At 69.9% G+C, this 14733-nt stretch carries 17 protein-coding genes; 10 read left to right on the forward strand and 7 right to left on the reverse strand.

Translation table 11 applies throughout. From position 1 onward, the window contains the following. Positions 1-7: 7 nt before the first annotated feature. Genes ACIBH1_RS15460 through ACIBH1_RS15470 form a run of 3 tightly spaced genes read right to left on the reverse strand, consistent with a single transcriptional unit; the run spans position 8 to position 2509 of the window. Positions 8-751, reverse strand: a complete 744-nt coding sequence (locus ACIBH1_RS15460) for a thioesterase II family protein (protein ID WP_397314381.1) — start codon at positions 749-751, stop codon at positions 8-10. A 19-nt stretch (positions 752-770) separates the two neighbouring features. After that, entirely contained in the window at positions 771-968 is a 198-nt protein-coding gene (locus tag ACIBH1_RS15465; RefSeq protein WP_397314382.1) for an acyl-CoA carboxylase epsilon subunit, read from the reverse strand. Continuing rightward, on the reverse strand, positions 965-2509 hold the full coding sequence (locus ACIBH1_RS15470) for an acyl-CoA carboxylase subunit beta (RefSeq protein WP_397314383.1): 1545 nt from the start codon (positions 2507-2509) through the stop codon (positions 965-967). Before ACIBH1_RS15470 ends, ACIBH1_RS15465 begins: the two co-directional genes overlap by 4 nt. A 230-nt stretch (positions 2510-2739) precedes the next feature. Here ACIBH1_RS15470 and ACIBH1_RS15475 point away from each other — a divergent pair, with 230 nt between their 5' ends. The 7 genes from ACIBH1_RS15475 to ACIBH1_RS15505 all read left to right on the forward strand — a co-directional run bounded on the left by ACIBH1_RS15475 (position 2740) and on the right by ACIBH1_RS15505 (position 8570). Next, positions 2740-3570: a metallophosphoesterase family protein gene (locus ACIBH1_RS15475; protein ID WP_397314384.1), complete on the forward strand. Its 831-nt coding sequence runs from the start codon at positions 2740-2742 to the stop codon at positions 3568-3570. Between the two features lie 87 nt (positions 3571-3657). Then, a complete protein-coding gene (locus ACIBH1_RS15480) occupies positions 3658-4698 on the forward strand; it encodes a MupA/Atu3671 family FMN-dependent luciferase-like monooxygenase (protein ID WP_397314385.1) in 1041 nt (346 codons plus the stop codon). A gap of 3 nt (positions 4699-4701) precedes the next feature. Beyond that, entirely contained in the window at positions 4702-5220 is a 519-nt protein-coding gene (locus ACIBH1_RS15485) for a flavin reductase family protein (RefSeq protein WP_397314386.1), read from the forward strand. Between the two features lie 74 nt (positions 5221-5294). Then, positions 5295-5807: a PadR family transcriptional regulator gene (locus ACIBH1_RS15490; protein ID WP_397314387.1), complete on the forward strand. Its 513-nt coding sequence runs from the start codon at positions 5295-5297 to the stop codon at positions 5805-5807. 33 nt (positions 5808-5840) lie between these two features. After that, a complete protein-coding gene (locus ACIBH1_RS15495) occupies positions 5841-6674 on the forward strand; it encodes an AAA family ATPase (protein WP_397314388.1) in 834 nt (277 codons plus the stop codon). Then, entirely contained in the window at positions 6671-8017 is a 1347-nt protein-coding gene (locus ACIBH1_RS15500) for a VWA domain-containing protein (protein WP_397314389.1), read from the forward strand. Before ACIBH1_RS15495 ends, ACIBH1_RS15500 begins: the two co-directional genes overlap by 4 nt. A 4-nt stretch (positions 8018-8021) precedes the next feature. Next, complete coding sequence (locus tag ACIBH1_RS15505; RefSeq protein ID WP_397314390.1) at positions 8022-8570, forward strand: Pycsar system effector family protein; 549 nt, start codon at positions 8022-8024, stop codon at positions 8568-8570. Here the strand turns inward: ACIBH1_RS15505 and ACIBH1_RS15510 are convergent. Beyond that, positions 8567-9334, reverse strand: coding sequence for a nuclease-related domain-containing protein (locus ACIBH1_RS15510; protein WP_397314391.1), 768 nt, complete (start codon positions 9332-9334; stop codon positions 8567-8569). The two genes, ACIBH1_RS15505 and ACIBH1_RS15510, sit on opposite strands and share 4 nt — an antisense overlap. 160 nt (positions 9335-9494) lie before the next feature. Between ACIBH1_RS15510 and ACIBH1_RS15515 the strand changes: the two genes are divergently transcribed. Beyond that, positions 9495-10076, forward strand: a complete 582-nt coding sequence (locus ACIBH1_RS15515) for a TetR/AcrR family transcriptional regulator (RefSeq protein WP_397314392.1) — start codon at positions 9495-9497, stop codon at positions 10074-10076. Here the strand turns inward: ACIBH1_RS15515 and ACIBH1_RS15520 are convergent. The 3 genes from ACIBH1_RS15520 to ACIBH1_RS15530 are packed head-to-tail and all read right to left on the reverse strand — an operon-like array spanning position 10051 to position 13381. After that, on the reverse strand, positions 10051-11067 hold the full coding sequence (locus ACIBH1_RS15520; RefSeq protein WP_397314393.1) for an acyl-CoA dehydrogenase family protein: 1017 nt from the start codon (positions 11065-11067) through the stop codon (positions 10051-10053). The two genes, ACIBH1_RS15515 and ACIBH1_RS15520, sit on opposite strands and share 26 nt — an antisense overlap. Then, complete coding sequence (locus ACIBH1_RS15525) at positions 11046-12188, reverse strand: acyl-CoA dehydrogenase family protein (protein ID WP_397314395.1); 1143 nt, start codon at positions 12186-12188, stop codon at positions 11046-11048. Before ACIBH1_RS15525 ends, ACIBH1_RS15520 begins: the two co-directional genes overlap by 22 nt. Continuing rightward, positions 12179-13381 carry an acyl-CoA dehydrogenase family protein gene (locus ACIBH1_RS15530; RefSeq protein ID WP_397314396.1) on the reverse strand — a complete coding sequence of 401 codons (1203 nt, stop codon included), beginning with the start codon at positions 13379-13381 and terminating at the stop codon, positions 12179-12181. Before ACIBH1_RS15530 ends, ACIBH1_RS15525 begins: the two co-directional genes overlap by 10 nt. A gap of 90 nt (positions 13382-13471) precedes the next feature. Between ACIBH1_RS15530 and ACIBH1_RS15535 the strand changes: the two genes are divergently transcribed. After that, positions 13472-14050, forward strand: a complete 579-nt coding sequence (locus ACIBH1_RS15535; RefSeq protein WP_397314397.1) for a GNAT family N-acetyltransferase — start codon at positions 13472-13474, stop codon at positions 14048-14050. Between the two features lie 52 nt (positions 14051-14102). Then, positions 14103-14711: an SAM-dependent methyltransferase gene (locus ACIBH1_RS15540; RefSeq protein ID WP_397314398.1), complete on the forward strand. Its 609-nt coding sequence runs from the start codon at positions 14103-14105 to the stop codon at positions 14709-14711. Positions 14712-14733: the final 22 nt, after the last annotated feature.

Below are 14733 nucleotides of genomic sequence, written 5' to 3' on the forward strand. Positions count from 1 at the left end.
TGAGGATCTACGCGCTGGTGATGCGTTCGGTGATGATGTTCATCACCGCAAGGGCGTGGTTGTTCAGGTAGAAGTGGCCCCCGCTGAAGACCTGCATGTCGAAGGCGCCGCTGGTGTGTTCCTTCCAGCGGATCGCCTCGTCCAGGGAGACGTGGGGGTCGTTGTCGCCGACCAACGCGACGATCGGCGCGTCGATCTTGATGCCGGGCGAGCACCGGTAGGTCATGATCGCGGTGTAGTCGCCGCGCAGCGACGGCAGGATCATGCTCACGACCTCCGGGTCGTTGAGCATCCGCAGGTCGGTTCCGCCGAGGCGCCGCACCTCGGCCAGGAGCGCCTGGTCGCCTTCCTTGTGCACAGTCTCGTTGCGCGTGGTGGAGGGGGCGCGGCGTCCGGAGGCGAAGAGCGTCACCGGGGAGACGCCGTGGGTCAGCAGCCTCCTCGACACCTCGAACGCGACGACGGCGCCCATGCTGTGGCCGAAGAAGGCCATCGGCAGGTCGGCGAGCGGGAGGAGTTCCCCGGTCAGCTGGTCGGCCAGGGTCGCGATGTCGTCGATGCACCGTTCGTGGCGGCGTTCCTGCCGGCCGGGGTACTGCACGGCCAGCACGTCCATGACCGCCGACAGCTGCCTGGCGACGGGGTGGAAGTAGGACGCCGAGCCTCCCGCGTGCGGGAAGCAGATCAGTCGGGTGGAGGACGGCGGCGCGCTCTGGAACCGGCGCAGCCACATCCCGGTATCGGTGATCACTTGTACTCCTTCTGCCGATTCACCGTGAAGACCATGAATTCGGCGCTTCGAAGGCTCTCGGCTCGTCCCAGGCGGGCAGTCGAGCCGGAGCGTCGTCGTCCTGGCCGGCCTTCGCCGCCAGGGTCCTGGCCAGCGCCGCCATGACCGCGGCGATCTCTTCCGGGGCCGGATCGCCGCCGACGAACCGCACCCTGACCTGCTCGTCGCCGGACATCACAGCGGCAGGTTTCCGTGCTTGCGGTAGGGCGTTCTCGCGCTCTTGGCGCGCAGCATGGCCAGCGAGCGGGCCAGCACGGCCCGGGTGTCGGCGGGGTCGATGACGTCGTCGACCAGGCCTCGCTCGGCGGCGTAGTAGGCGTGCATGAGCTCCTGCCGGTAGCGGCTGATCATCTCGGCGCGCATGGCCTCGGGGTCGTCGGCGGCGGCGATCTCCTTGCGGAAGACGACGTTCGCCGCGCCCTCGGCGCCCATCACCGCGATCTCGTTGGTCGGCCAGGCGAAGGACAGGTCCGCGCCGATGGAGCGGGAGTCCATGACGATGTACGCGCCGCCGTACGCCTTGCGCAGGATGACCTGGATGCGGGGCACGGTGGCGTTGCAGTACGCGTAGAGCAGCTTGGCCCCGTGACGGATGATGCCGGCGTGCTCCTGGTCCTTGCCGGGCAGGAAGCCTGGCACGTCGACAAGGGTGACCAGCGGGATGCTGAAGGCGTCGCAGAACTGCACGAACCTGGCGGCCTTCTCGGAGGCGTCGATGTCCAGCGCGCCGGCCAGGGAGCACGGCTGGTTGGCCACGATCCCGACCACGTGGCCGTCGATCCTGGCCAGGGCGCAGATGACGTTGGTGGCCCACAGGGCGTGCACCTCGAAGAAGTCGCCCAGGTCGGCGATCTCCCTGATCACCTCGCGGATGTCGTAGGAGCGGTTCAGCTCGACGGGCACGATGTCGAGGAGCGCGTCGCAGCGGCGGTCGGCCGGGTCGCCCGCCGGCAGGTACGGCGCGGCCTCGCGATTGTTGGCCGGCAGCAGCGACAGCAGGTAGCGGACCGCGTCGAGGCAGTCGGCCTCGTCGGCGTAGACGAACCCGGCGGCTCCGGAGACCGTGCCGTGCACCTGGGCTCCGCCCAGCCCGTCATGGCTGATCTTCTCGCCGGTCACCGCCTCGACCACGCTCGGGCCGGTGATGTACATCTGCGCGATCCCGTCGACCATGAACGTGAAGTCGGTGAGGGCCGGGGAGTAGGTGGCGCCGCCGGCGCAGGGGCCGAGCATCACGCTGATCTGGGGGATGACCCCTGAGGCCCGGACGTTGCGCTGGAAGATGCCGCCGTAGCCGGCCAGGGCGGTCACGCCCTCCTGGATGCGCGCGCCGGCCCCGTCGCTGAGGCTGACGAGCGGGGCTCCCGTGGCCGCCGCGAGGTCCATCAGCTTGTGGATCTTCTGGGCGTGCGCCTCGCCAAGCGAGCCACCGAAGATCCGGAAGTCGTGGGCGTAGGCGAAGACGGTGCGGCCGTGGACCGTGCCCCAGCCGGCCACCACCCCGTCGCTGTACGGCCTGCGGTTCTCCAGGCCGAAGCCGGTGGCCCGGTGCCTGCGCAGCTGCTCGATCTCGGTGAAACTGCCGGGGTCGAAAAGGAGGTCCAGCCGTTCGTCGACGGTGAGTTTGCCTTTGGCTTGTTGTTGTTTCGTGGCCGATTGCAGGTCACCGCCGCGCGCCTGGTCCTTGAGCATGCCGAGCTCGGAGACTCTCTCCCGCATCGAGAGAGGCGTTTCAAGACCGCGTTCTGTAGTCAGCGTCACGTCAATATTTCCTCTCGGCTAACAAGCGGGCGGATTCGAAAAGCCACGTGTGCCGATGCCCCACTCAGTCAAGGCTCATTTCAACCCGGTGGGTGGCGGGGCAGCTACCGGGGACCGCCCCTTAACCTGCGGCGGAATGGCCCCTACGGGTGGCCCTCGCGCGCCGGGAAGCTGCCTATGATCAGTGCATGAGCCCCTCGCCGAGGCTGCTGGCCATCAGCGATCTGCACGTGCGCCACCCCGAGAACCGGCGGTTCGTGGCGGAGCTGCGCCCGGGTTCCGACGACGACTGGCTGCTGGTGGCCGGCGACGTGGGCGAGTTCATGAGTGACGTGCTGTGGGCGCTACGCCTGCTCAGCGAGCGTTTCGCCAAGGTCGTGTGGGTGCCGGGCAACCACGAGTTGTGGACCCCGGCCGACGATCCGGTGCGTCTGCGTGGCGAGGCCCGCTACCTGCACCTCGTGGACCGCTGCCGCGACCTGGGCATCGTCACGCCGGAGGACCCCTACCCGGTCTGGCGGGGCGAGGGCGGGCCGGTGACGATCGCGCCGCTGTTCCTGCTGTACGACTACAGCTTCCGCATGCCCGGCGCCACGACCAGGGAGGCGGCGCTGGAGCAGGCCTACGAGGCGGGCGTCGTCTGCACCGACGAGTTCCTCCTGCACCCCGACCCCTACCCGACCCGTGACGCCTGGTGCGAGGCCCGGGTCGCGCAGACGGCCGCCCGGCTGGCCGCCCTGCCCGACGGCCTGCCGACGGTCCTGGTCAACCACTATCCGCTGGTGCGCGAGCCCACCCGCGTGCTGAGGCATCCGGAGTTCGCACTGTGGTGCGGCACCGAGCGGACCGCCGACTGGCATGTGAAGTACGGCGCCGCCGCCATGGTCTACGGCCACCTGCACATTCCGCGCAGCACGGTTTACGACGGGGTGCGTTTCGAGGAGGTCTCCGTCGGCTATCCGCGGGAATGGAAACCCCGGGCCAGGGGTCCCGCGCTCCGCACCATTCTGCCTGGGTAGTGGATTCTAGGGGTTACTCGCTCTCTCCGATCGGGCGAACAATGGAGCCGCTCGTCCATATTTCGAGCAGCACGTGAGGAGAGACCGTTGGACTTTGGCCTTTTCTATTTCGCTGACGAGGCAAGAGCCGGGACCGACCCGTACCGGCTGCTGCTGGAAGGTGCCCGTTTCGCCGACACCCACGGTTTCTCTGCGGTGTGGACGCCGGAACGGCATTTCCATGAATTCGGCGGCCGTTATCCGAATCCCGCCGTCACCGCCGCGGCCATCGCCGCGGTCACCAGCAACGTCGCGATCCGCGCCGGCAGCGTCGTGGCTCCCCTGCACCACCCGGCACGGATCGCCGAGGAGTGGGCGGTGGTGGACAACCTGTCGGGTGGTCGCGCCGGCATCTCCTTCGCTCCCGGCTGGCACGCGGTCGACTTCGCCCTGCGGCCCGAGAACTACGCCGACCGCCGGCAGGTGACGGCCGACACGATCGACACCGTGCGCCGGCTGTGGCGCCAGGAGTCGGTCGAGCTCGGCGACGGCACCGGCGAGCCGGTCAAGATCCGGACCCATCCGGCGCCGATCCAGCCCGAGCTGCCGACGTGGCTGACGAGTTCGGGCAGTCCCGAGACGTTCCGCCAGGCGGGCGAGCTGGGCGTCGGCATCCTCACCCATCTGCTCGGCCAGAGCGTTGACGAGCTGGCGGGCAAGGTGGCCGACTACCGGGCGCGCTTCGCCGCCGGCCACGGCGGCAACGGTCATGTGGTGCTGATGCTGCACACCTTCATCGGCGAGGACCGGGCCCGCGTGCGGGAGATCGTGCACGGCCCGTTCACCGACTACCTGCGCAGCTCGATCGGGCTGGTCCTGAAGGCCGCCCAGGAGCTGATGCCGGGGCTGGACGCCGAGTCGATGGATCCCGAGGACCTGGAGTTCCTCCTGGAGGTCTCCTTCGACCGCTACTTCGACACCGGTGGCCTGTTCGGCACCGTCGAGGACGGGCTGGCCGTGCTGGAGTCCCTGGAGAGCATCGGCGTCGACGAGATCGGCTGCCTGATCGACTTCGTTCCCGACACCGATCTCGTGCTGGACGGCCTGCGGCACCTCGACCGGCTCAAGAGTGCGTGGGAGAGCCGGTGAGAGATGATCGATAACTTGACGATGCGCAGGGTGCTGGGTCACTACCCGACCGGGGTGGTCGTGATCGCCGCGATGTCGGGCGGCGAGCCGCACGGGTTCACGGTCAACTCCTTCACCTCGGTCTCGCTCGACCCGCCCATCGTGTCCTTCTGCGCCGCCCACACCTCCTCGACCTGGCCGCACATCCGTGAGGCTGGCTCCTTCACCATCAGCCTGCTGAGCGTCGGGCAGGCGGAGGTCTGCCGGTCGTTCGCCACCAAGGGCGCCGACCGGTTCGCCGGGGTGGACTGGTCGCTCAAGGGCGGCGGGCATCCCGCGATCACCGGGGCGCTGGCGTGGATCGACTGCGTCCTGGAGGCCAGCCACGTCGTCGGTGACCACGAGCTCGCCCTCGCCCGCGTCACCGCGCTGACCACCGGCGAAGGCGATTCGGGCCCCCTGGTCTTCCACCGGGGAAGCCTTCATCGTGTCTGCGCCGACGCGCTGCACGCGCCCTGCCGGACCTTGCAGCCGGTCTCCTGATCCTTCTTTCCCACCCCGGAAGGCCCGGGCCCTCCCCCCGGGCCCGGGCCTTCCCCTTTCCGGTGGCAGGTGACATGAGCCTTCGACATGCCGTGCTCGGGCTCCTCGCGCGGGAGCCCGGCAGCGGCTACGACCTGATGAAGCTGTTCGACGACTCGCTGCGCACCGTCTGGCCGGCCACGCAGAGCCAGCTGTACGGCGAGCTGTCCAGGCTCGCCGACGCCGGGCTGGTCCGCGTCAGCGCCTCCGGCGGCCGCGGCCGCAAGGAGTACTCCATCACCGACGCCGGGCGGGCCGAGCTGCGTGCGTGGCTGCTGTCCGGGCCGTCGCGCGGCGCCCGGAGCGAGATGTTGCTCCGGCTGTGTTTCCTCGGCCAGGTCGAGCCGGCCGAGGCTCGCGCGTACCTGCGGCACCAGGCCGAGCTGGCCGCCAAGGAGCTGGCCGAGCTGGAGGCCGTGGAACGGCTGGTGCCTGAGCACGGCAGGCTGGCCTTCGAGCTCGGGCTGCGCCATGTGCGGGTGCGGCAGGAATGGGCGGCGTGGGCCGAGGAGCGGCTGGCCGAATCGGTGGCCTCAATGGCAGAATAAAATTCGGTTTGATACCGACACCAAGGAGCGTGGATGTTCAACTCGCCCGCCGACGTGAGCGAGCGCCTGAGCGCCGCCGGCTACCTCTCCGACGACGCGATCGCCACGAGCGTCTTCCTGGCTGCCGCCCTGGGCAAGCCGCTGCTGACGGAAGGCCCGGCGGGTGTGGGCAAGACCCAGCTGGCCAAGGCCGTGGCGCAGGCCACGGGGGCGCGGCTGATCAGGCTCCAGTGCTACGAGGGCCTCGACGAGGCCAGGGCCCTGTACGAGTGGAACTACAAGAAGCAGCTCCTGCGCATCCAGGCCACCAGCGCCGACGACGACATCTTCACCGAGGAGTTCCTGCTCGAGCGGCCGCTGCTCAAGGCCATCAGGAGCACCGAGCCCACGGTCCTGCTCATCGACGAGACCGACAAGGCCGACGTCGAGGTGGAGGGGCTCCTGCTGGAGCTGCTGTCGGACTTCCAGGTGACGATCCCAGAACTGGGCACGATCGAGGCGGCGCGCCGGCCGTACGTCATCCTCACCTCCAACGCGACCCGCGAGCTGTCGGAGGCGCTCAAGCGGCGCTGCCTCTACCTCCACATCGAGTACCCGACGCCGGAGCGCGAGCGCGACATCGTGCTCAGCCAGGTGCCCACGATCCGCCAGGACCTGGCCGAGCAGCTGGCCAGGACGGTGGCGACGCTGCGGGCGATGGAGCTGAAGAAGGCGCCGTCGGTGGCCGAGACGATCGACTGGGCCAGGACCCTGCTCGCGCTGGGCAAGGACGACCTCGACGAGGAGACCATCGGCCAGACGCTCGGCGTCGTGCTCAAGCACGCCTCCGACCAGGACCGGGCGGTCAAGGAACTGGGGCTCAAGTGAGAGTGAGCCTGGTCGACCGGCACGTGGGGTTCCTGCACGCGTTGCGCGGCGCGGGCATCCCGGTGTCGGTGGCCGAGGGGCTCGACGCGGCCGCCGCGCTGCGCGTCATCGAGATGGGCGACCGCGAGCTGCTGAAGGCCACCTACGCGGCGACGCTGGTCAAGAAGCCGTCGTACCGGCCCGGCTTCGACGTGCTGTTCGATCTGTGGTTCCCGCCGTCGACCAGCGGGCTGTACGGCGCGCCGCGCGACGACCTGCAGGAGGCGACTCCCCAGCAGTTGCGCGACGAGCTGGCCAGGCTGCTGGCCAACGGCGGCGACGAGGAGATGCGGCAGTTCGCCAGGGCGATGGTCGAGCGGTACGGCCGCCAGCCCGCCGGTCCCGGCCGGCAGAACTGGTTCTCCTACAGCGTGATGCGCGCCCTGTCGCCCGAGACGCTCATCGCCAGGCTGCTGGAGGGCATCGAGCGCGGCACCCTGCACGAGAAGCGGGCGCGTACCCACATCTCGGCCAAGATCCGGCAGTTCGAGACCGAGGTCGCCTCCGACGTGCGGCGCAGGATCGCCGAGGACTCCGGCATCGAGAAGATCGCCAAGTCGGCGGTCCGCCCCCCGCTCGACCAGATCGACTTCCTCAGGGCCACCAAGCAGGATCTCTCCGACCTGCGCCGGGAGGTCTACCCCCTGGCCAGGCGCCTGGCCACCAGGCTGGCGATCAAGCACCGGCACGGCAAGCAGGGCCGCCTCGACTTCAGGAGGACCGTGCGCGCCTCCCTGCAGACCGGAGGGGTCCCGCTCACCACGCACTTCAAGCCGCCCCGCCCCCACAAGCCCGAGCTCGTCGTGCTCTGCGACACCAGCGACTCGGTCTCCAGCTTCGCCCACTTCACCCTGCTGCTCACCTACGCGCTCAAGGAACAGTTCACCAAGGTGCGGGCCTTCGGCTTCGTCGACACGGTCGACGAGATCACCCGCTTCTTCGCGCCGGGGGCCGACTTCCTCGACGCGGTCACCCGCCTGGCGAGCGAGGCCGACATGACCCGCTTCGGCAGGACCAACTACGGCCACGCCTTCGAGCGGTTCGCGGAGAAGTACGGCGACGCGATCGGGCCTAGGACCTCGCTGCTGATCCTCGGCGACGCCCGGTCCAACTACCAGCCGCCGGCCGCCGACACGCTCAAGCGGCTGGCGGGCAGGGCCCGGCACGCCCACTGGCTCAACCCCGAGCCGCGCGCCCAGTGGGACACCGGCGACTCCGTCGCCTCCGGCTACGGCGCGATCGTGCCGATGCGGGAGTGTCGCAACGTGGCCCAGCTGGCGGAGTTCATCGAAGATCTAAACTGATCCCATGTGGTGGTTACGCCGGCCAGGACCTGATCCGGCCCAGCTCAGGCAGGCCCAGGCCGTGGCCTACGGCTCCAAGCTGCTCAGCGAGGCCCGCGAGGAGCTGAACAAGGCCGACTCCAAGGCCCAGGTGCTCCTCGGCGTGGTCGGCATCGGCCTGGGCGCGATCGCCGGCGGCCTGCTGGCGGGCAGCTGGAAGCCGCAGGACCTCGCCGACTCCGTCGAGTGGTTGTGGTGGGCCGGGGTGGTGGCCGCGCTCGCCTCGGTCGGCGTGTTGTCGGGTGCCGTCTATCCCCGGCTCGACCGGCGCAACAACAGCGGCAGGATCATGTACTTCCACGACGTGTCGCACTTCAGGACCGTCGACGACGTGACCACCGCGCTGCGCCAGTCGGCCGAACTCGACCTCGAGCGCGTCACCCACCAGCTCCTGCGGCTCAGCCGGATCGCCACGCGAAAGTACCGGCTGATCCGCTGGGGGTTCTGGCTGGCGGTCGTGGCCGCGCTGGCGAGCCTCAGCGCGGTGGTCATCAACCTGCCGCTCAGCCCTTAGCCGACCCGCTGCAGCTCCCGCGCCGCCGTACGGGCCAGCACCTCGATCTGCTGCGGTGTCAGCACCTGGGTGACCGTGCGCCGCACGAGCGAGGACACGCGTCCCGGCCTGGTGACGGTCACGCCCTCGGCGGCGACCAGGCCGCCGCGCGGCAGCTGGCCGCAGTGCACGGCCAGGATCGGGCTGATCGCGACCTTGATCCCGGTCTCGCGGGACAGCAGGTCGGCGAAGGCGTTGGCCGTCTCGACGAGCGGCCTGGCCACGCTGGTGCCGTACTTCTCGCCGAAGAACAGCCGCCCGCCGTACGTGGCGATCTCGGTGTCGGGCGCCCACGACTCGTTGTCGACGATCCACAGGCCGCCCGGCCCGATGACCAGGTGGTCGATGGAGGCCATCCCGCGGATGGCGCGTCCGTCGAGCACCCTGTGCCCGGTACGGCGCAGCGCGCGCCGCAGCAGTTTGCCGGTGATCGACTCGCCCCTGCGGCGGCCCCTCCACACCGCCGTGGAGCGGAAGGAACGCCAGGACAGGTACCAGTCGACGGCCGCGACGACGCCCGCGAGGGCGAAGCCGTACAGAGCCGCCGGGATGAGGTCGAAGCGGAGCGCCAGCAGGAAGCCGGCGACGAAGCCCGCCGCCGCCTTCGCGACGCGGGCGCGCTGTCTGGTCTTGGCGTCCTCGTGCCAGTACTTCTCGTAGTACCACTGGGCTGAGGAGCCCGTGAACTTCTCGTCCCGCTGCACGTAGATCGAGCCACCGGGCATGCCAAACTCCCCGAATGAGTAGGTAATGCCTGGATCTACCACGCCGGAGATCCCTCGCCGGTCCAAGGGGTACCCGCTCCCAGCCTCCCACGTGCAGGGGGTTACGGAAATAGCACCAACCCGATTCCATTCAACCGACCAGTCGGTATGCTCGGGAGGCGTGAAGGAAGAACCGGTACGCCAGAGACTGCTCAGCGAGGCCACCCGCCTGTTCGCGAAGCAGGGATTCGAGAGCACCTCGGTCCAGGAGATCGTGGTCGCGGCCGGCGTCACCAAGGGCGCCATGTACCACTACTTCGATTCCAAGGATGACCTGCTGCACGAAGTCTACGCTCGCCTGCTTCGCATGCAGATGGGCAGGCTCACCCAGATCGCCGACGAGTCGGGCCCCGTCGCCGAGCGCCTCCACAGAGCCGCCGCCGACGTGGTCGAGACCACCACGGAGTACCTGGACGACTCGAAGATCTTCTTCCGGTCCATGCACCTGCTCGCGCCGCAGACCCAGAAGACCGTGCGCGCCGAGCGCCGCCGCTACCACGAACGTTTCCGCGCGCTCGTGACGGAGGGACAGCGCGAGGGCGTCTTCCGCGACGACATCCCCGCCGAGATCGTCGTCGACTACTTCTTCGGCTCCGTGCACCACCTGGGCACGTGGTACCACGCGGACGGGCCGCTGACCGGCGCCCAGGTGGGTGCTCACTTCGCCGACCTGCTGCTCACATCTCTAGCCCCACGAGACTAGCCAGCGCCTCGCGGTGGTCGCCGGGCGTGCCCAGCGCGATCTGGGTGGCCTTGGCGCGCTTGAGGTAGAGATGCACGGGGTGCTCCCAGGTCATCCCGATGCCGCCGTGCAGCTGGACCGCGTCCTCTGCCACGTGCACGGCCACGTCCGCGTTCCACGCCTGCGCCGTGGCCGTCGCGATCGGCGACAGCTCCGACACCGCGTTCCTCGCCGCGGCACGCGCCCGCACCACGTCGAGCCAGAGGTCGGCCAGCCGGTGCTTGATCGCCTGGAAGGAGCCGACCGGGCGGGCGAACTGGTAGCGCGTCTTGACGTAGTCGAGCGTCGTCTGCAGGCACCACTCGGCCACACCCAGCTGCTCGGAGGCGAGCAGCGCGGCGCCGAAGCCGAGCACCTCGGGCAGGTCGACCTCGCCGAGCCTGACCTTGTCGCCCGAGCCGTACGACACGGTCCCGACAGGCCTGGTCATGTCGAGCGACGACACCAGCTCCACGCGGGCGTCGGACACCTGGTAGAGCACGCCGTCCTCGACCACGAGCACGATGTCGGCGACGTCCGCGCCCGCCACGTTCGCCGTGCCGGACGGGATCCGGTACGGCGAGGCGCTGAACGGCACCGCGAGCGCCGCGGTCGCCTCGCCGGCCGCCAGCCGCTCCAGCAGCTCACCCGCGCCCACCTCCAGCAGCGCCTTGGTGGCCAGCACCGAGCTGGTGAAGAAGGGAACGGGCGCGACGAACCGGCCCAGCTCCTCCAGCACCACGCCCGCCTCGCGCGGCGTCGCGCCGGCGCCGCCGTGCTCCTCGGGGATCAGCAGGCCCGCGACCCCGATCTCGCGCGAGAGCGTCTTCCACAGGTCCAGGTCGTAGGGCTGGGCCGTCTCGACCCGCGCCAGGACGTCGGTGCACCGGTCCTTCAGCAGATCCCGTACGGCCGAGCGCAGGTCTTCCTCGTCCGGGCTGTAGAGCAGGGTCATCGGGGCAGGTCCTTCCACGGCACGTCCTTGTCGACGCGGGGCTCGCTCGGCAGCCCGAGCACCCGCTCAGAGACGATGTTGCGCAGGATCTCCGAGGTGCCGCCCTCGATGGAGTTGCCCTTGGCGCGCAGGTAGCGGTAGCCGGGCCCGCGTCCGAAGAAGTCGACGCTCTCGGAACGGCGGAAGCTCCAGTCGTCGTAGCCCAGGTCGCGGTTGAGCTCGACCTCGATGCCGGACAGCTCCTGGTTGAGCTTGGCGAAGCTCAGCTTCATGCCCGAGCCCTCAGGGCCCGGCTGGCCGACCGCGAGCTGCTCGCGCAGCCGTACGCCCGACAGCCTCGTGACCTCGGCCTCCACCCAGATCTTCAGCAGGCGCTGCTGCAGGTCGTGGCTGCGGTGCTCGGGGTGCTCGCGCCAGGCGTCGAGCACGGGGCCCATCATGCCGCCGCCGCGCCGTACCGGATTGCCGCCGATCGCGACGCGCTCGTTCATCAGCGTGGTCTGCGCGACCCGCCAGCCGTCGCCGACCTGGCCCAGGCGCAGGTCGTCGCCGAGCCGCACGCCGGTCAGGAAGACCTCGTTGAACTCGGCCTCACCGGTGATCTGGCGCAGCGGGCGCACCTCGACGCCGGGGGCGTGCATGTCGCAGACGAAGTAGGTCAGGCCGCGGTGCTTGGGGACGTCGGGATCGGTCCTGGCGACCAGGATGGCCCAGCGGGCGTGGTGGGCGCCCGAGGTCCAGACCTTCTGGCCGTCGACGATCCACTCGTCGCCGTCCCTGACCGCCCTGGTGGCCAGCGTGGCCAGGTCGGAGCCGGCGCCGGGCTCGCTGAACAGCTGGCACCAGATCTCCTCGCCCGTCCACAGCGGCCGCAGGAAACGTCGCTTCTGCTCCTCGGTGCCGAAGGCGAGGATCGTGGGCGCGGCCATGCCCAGGCCGATCGCCTGCACGCCGAAGTCGAGCTGCGGCGTGCCCTTGAACGCCTCGTCGACCTCCTGCTGCTGGTCGCGCGACCAGCCCCGGCCGCCCAGCCCTTCGGGGAAGTGCACCCAGGCCAGCCCGGCGTCGAAACGGGCGCGGAGGAACTCCAGCCGGTCGTCGGCGGAATGATCCCTCAGGAAATCGTCGACTACATCCACTTCTTCAGCTCCCGGTAGGCGAGTGACCTCTTGTGCACCTCGTCGGGCCCGTCGGCCAGGCGCAGCGTGCGCGCGTGCGCCCAGAGCCCGGCCAGCGGGAAGTCCTGGGACACGCCGCCCGCGCCGTGCACCTGGACGGCCTTGTCGAGGATCCACTCCACCGTCAGCGGAGCGGCGATCTTGATGGCCTGGATCTCGGTGTGGGCGCCGCGGTTGCCGACGGTGTCCATGAGCCAGGCGGCCTTGAGGGTCAGCAGGCGCAGCTGCTCGACCCTGACGCGGGACTCGGCGATCCAGTCCTGCACGACGCCCTGCTGGGCGACGGGCTTGCCGAACGTCGTACGGCTCAGCGCGCGCTTGCACATCATCTCGATGGCGCGCTCGGCCATGCCGATGAGGCGCATGCAGTGGTGGATGCGGCCGGGACCGAGGCGGGCCTGGGCGATGGCGAAGCCGCCGCCCTCCTCGCCGATCAGGTTGTCGGCCGGGACCCGCACGTCCTCGAAGATCACCTCGGCGTGCCCGCCGTGGTCGCCGTCGGTGTAGCCGAAGACCGTCATGCCGCGCTTGATCGTCATCCCGGGCGTGTCGCGCGGCACCAGGATCATGCTCTGCTGCCGGTGACTCGGGGCCTCGGGGTCGGTCTTGCCCATGACGATGAAGATCTTGCAGCTGGGGTTCATCGCGCCGGAGATGAACCACTTGCGGCCGTTGATCACGTACTCGTCGCCGTCCCTGACGATCGAGGTGGCGATGTTGGTGGCGTCGGAGGAGGCCACATCGGGCTCGGTCATCGCGAAGGCCGAGCGGATCTCGCCGTCGAGCAGCGGCGCGAGCCACTCCTTGCGCTGCCACTCGCTGCCGAACATGGAGAGCACCTCCATGTTGCCGGTGTCGGGCGCGGCGCAGTTGGTCGCGGCCGGGGCGATGCTCGGCGAGCGGCCCATGATCTCGGCCAGCGGCGCGTACTGCAGGTTCGTCAGGCCCGCGCCGTGGTCACCCGGCAGGAACAGGTTCCACAGGCCCCGCTTCCTCGCCTCGTCCTTGAGGTCCTCCAGCAGTGGCGGCGGGCTCCACCCGCTCTCGTCCGCCTGCTCGTGGAAGGCTGCCTCGGCTGGGTAGACGCACTCGTCCATGAAGCGCAGCAGGCGCTCGCGCAGGTCCTCGGTGACGCTGTCGAAGGCGAAGTCCATGCCGCGAGACTACCGACCGGTCGGTATGCCTGTCGACTCTGTCAAATACCGACATACATAGATAAAGGAGGGCGCTACTATGCTCCGCGCATGACCGCAACACTCCCCCGCGCCACGGTTCTCGCGGACGGTGTCGTACGGCTGGAGCCGCTCTCCGAGAACCACGTGCCCGACCTCTTCGAGGCCGGCGGCGGGGACGACGAGGTGTGGCGCTGGCTCAGGCCCACACCGCACACCAAGGAAGACCTCACCACCCTGGCGCTGCGCCTGATCGACGGCCCCGAATACACGCCCTTCGCCGTCGTCCACGACGGCCGCGCCATCGGCTGGACCTCGTATGTGAACGTTCCCGGATACGCGCAGAGCGTCGAGATCGGCTTCACCTGGTACGGCAGGGCGTACTGGCGGACGGCCGTCAACACCGCCAGCAAGATCCTGCTCCTCGACCACGCCTTCGACGCCCACGACTACAACCGGGTCGTGCTGAAGACCGACAACCTCAACACCCGCTCCCAGCAGGCCATCGCCCGCCTCGGAGCCGTGCACGAGGGCACCCTGCGACGCCACCGCGTCCGCCCCGACGGCACCTGGCGGGACTCGGTCTACTTCGGCATCCTGCGCGAGGAATGGCCCGCCCACCGCACCCGGCTCGCCGGCGCCCGCCAATAGGATCACGCAGCACGACCCGGCCTGTCGGTGGCCGCCGGTAAGGTCACGCGGCATGGACTGGCAGACATGGCACGCCGACTACGACCGTCCCGGCTCCCCCCTGGCCCAGCGCCTGCAGGTCGTGCAGGACCGCATCCGCCAGGCGCTCGACACCGCCCCGCCCGGCCCGCTGACGATCATCAGCCTGTGTGCCGGGCAGGGCCGCGACCTGCTGCCCGTCCTGGCCCACCACCCCCGCCGCGTCGACGTCCGCGCCCGCCTGGTCGAGCTCGACCCCGCCAACGGCGACGCCGCCCGCGCCTTCGGCCTGCCCGAGGTCGAGGTCGTCACCGCCGACGCCGCGCTCACCGACCACTACCTCGACCTGGCGCCCGCCGGCCTGGTGCTGCTGTGCGGCATCTTCGGCAACATCACCGACGCCGACGTCGAGCGCACCGTCGCCTACGCCGCCCGCCTGACCGCCACCGGCGGCATCGTCGTCTGGACCCGCCACCGCCGCTCCCCCGACCTCGTCCCGTCGATCCGCTCCTGGTTCGAGGAGCAGGGCTTCGAAGAGCAGTGGATGTCGCCGTCCGACGCTCCCTACGGCGTGGGCGCGCACCGCTTCACCGGCACCCCAGGCCCTCTCGCCGCTGGTGAACGCATGTTCGCCTTCGAATAGTGGTCCCTGAGAAACGGCTGCT

This window comes from Nonomuraea sp. NPDC050663, assembly GCF_044456985.1.
Classification (GTDB): domain Bacteria; phylum Actinomycetota; class Actinomycetes; order Streptosporangiales; family Streptosporangiaceae; genus Nonomuraea.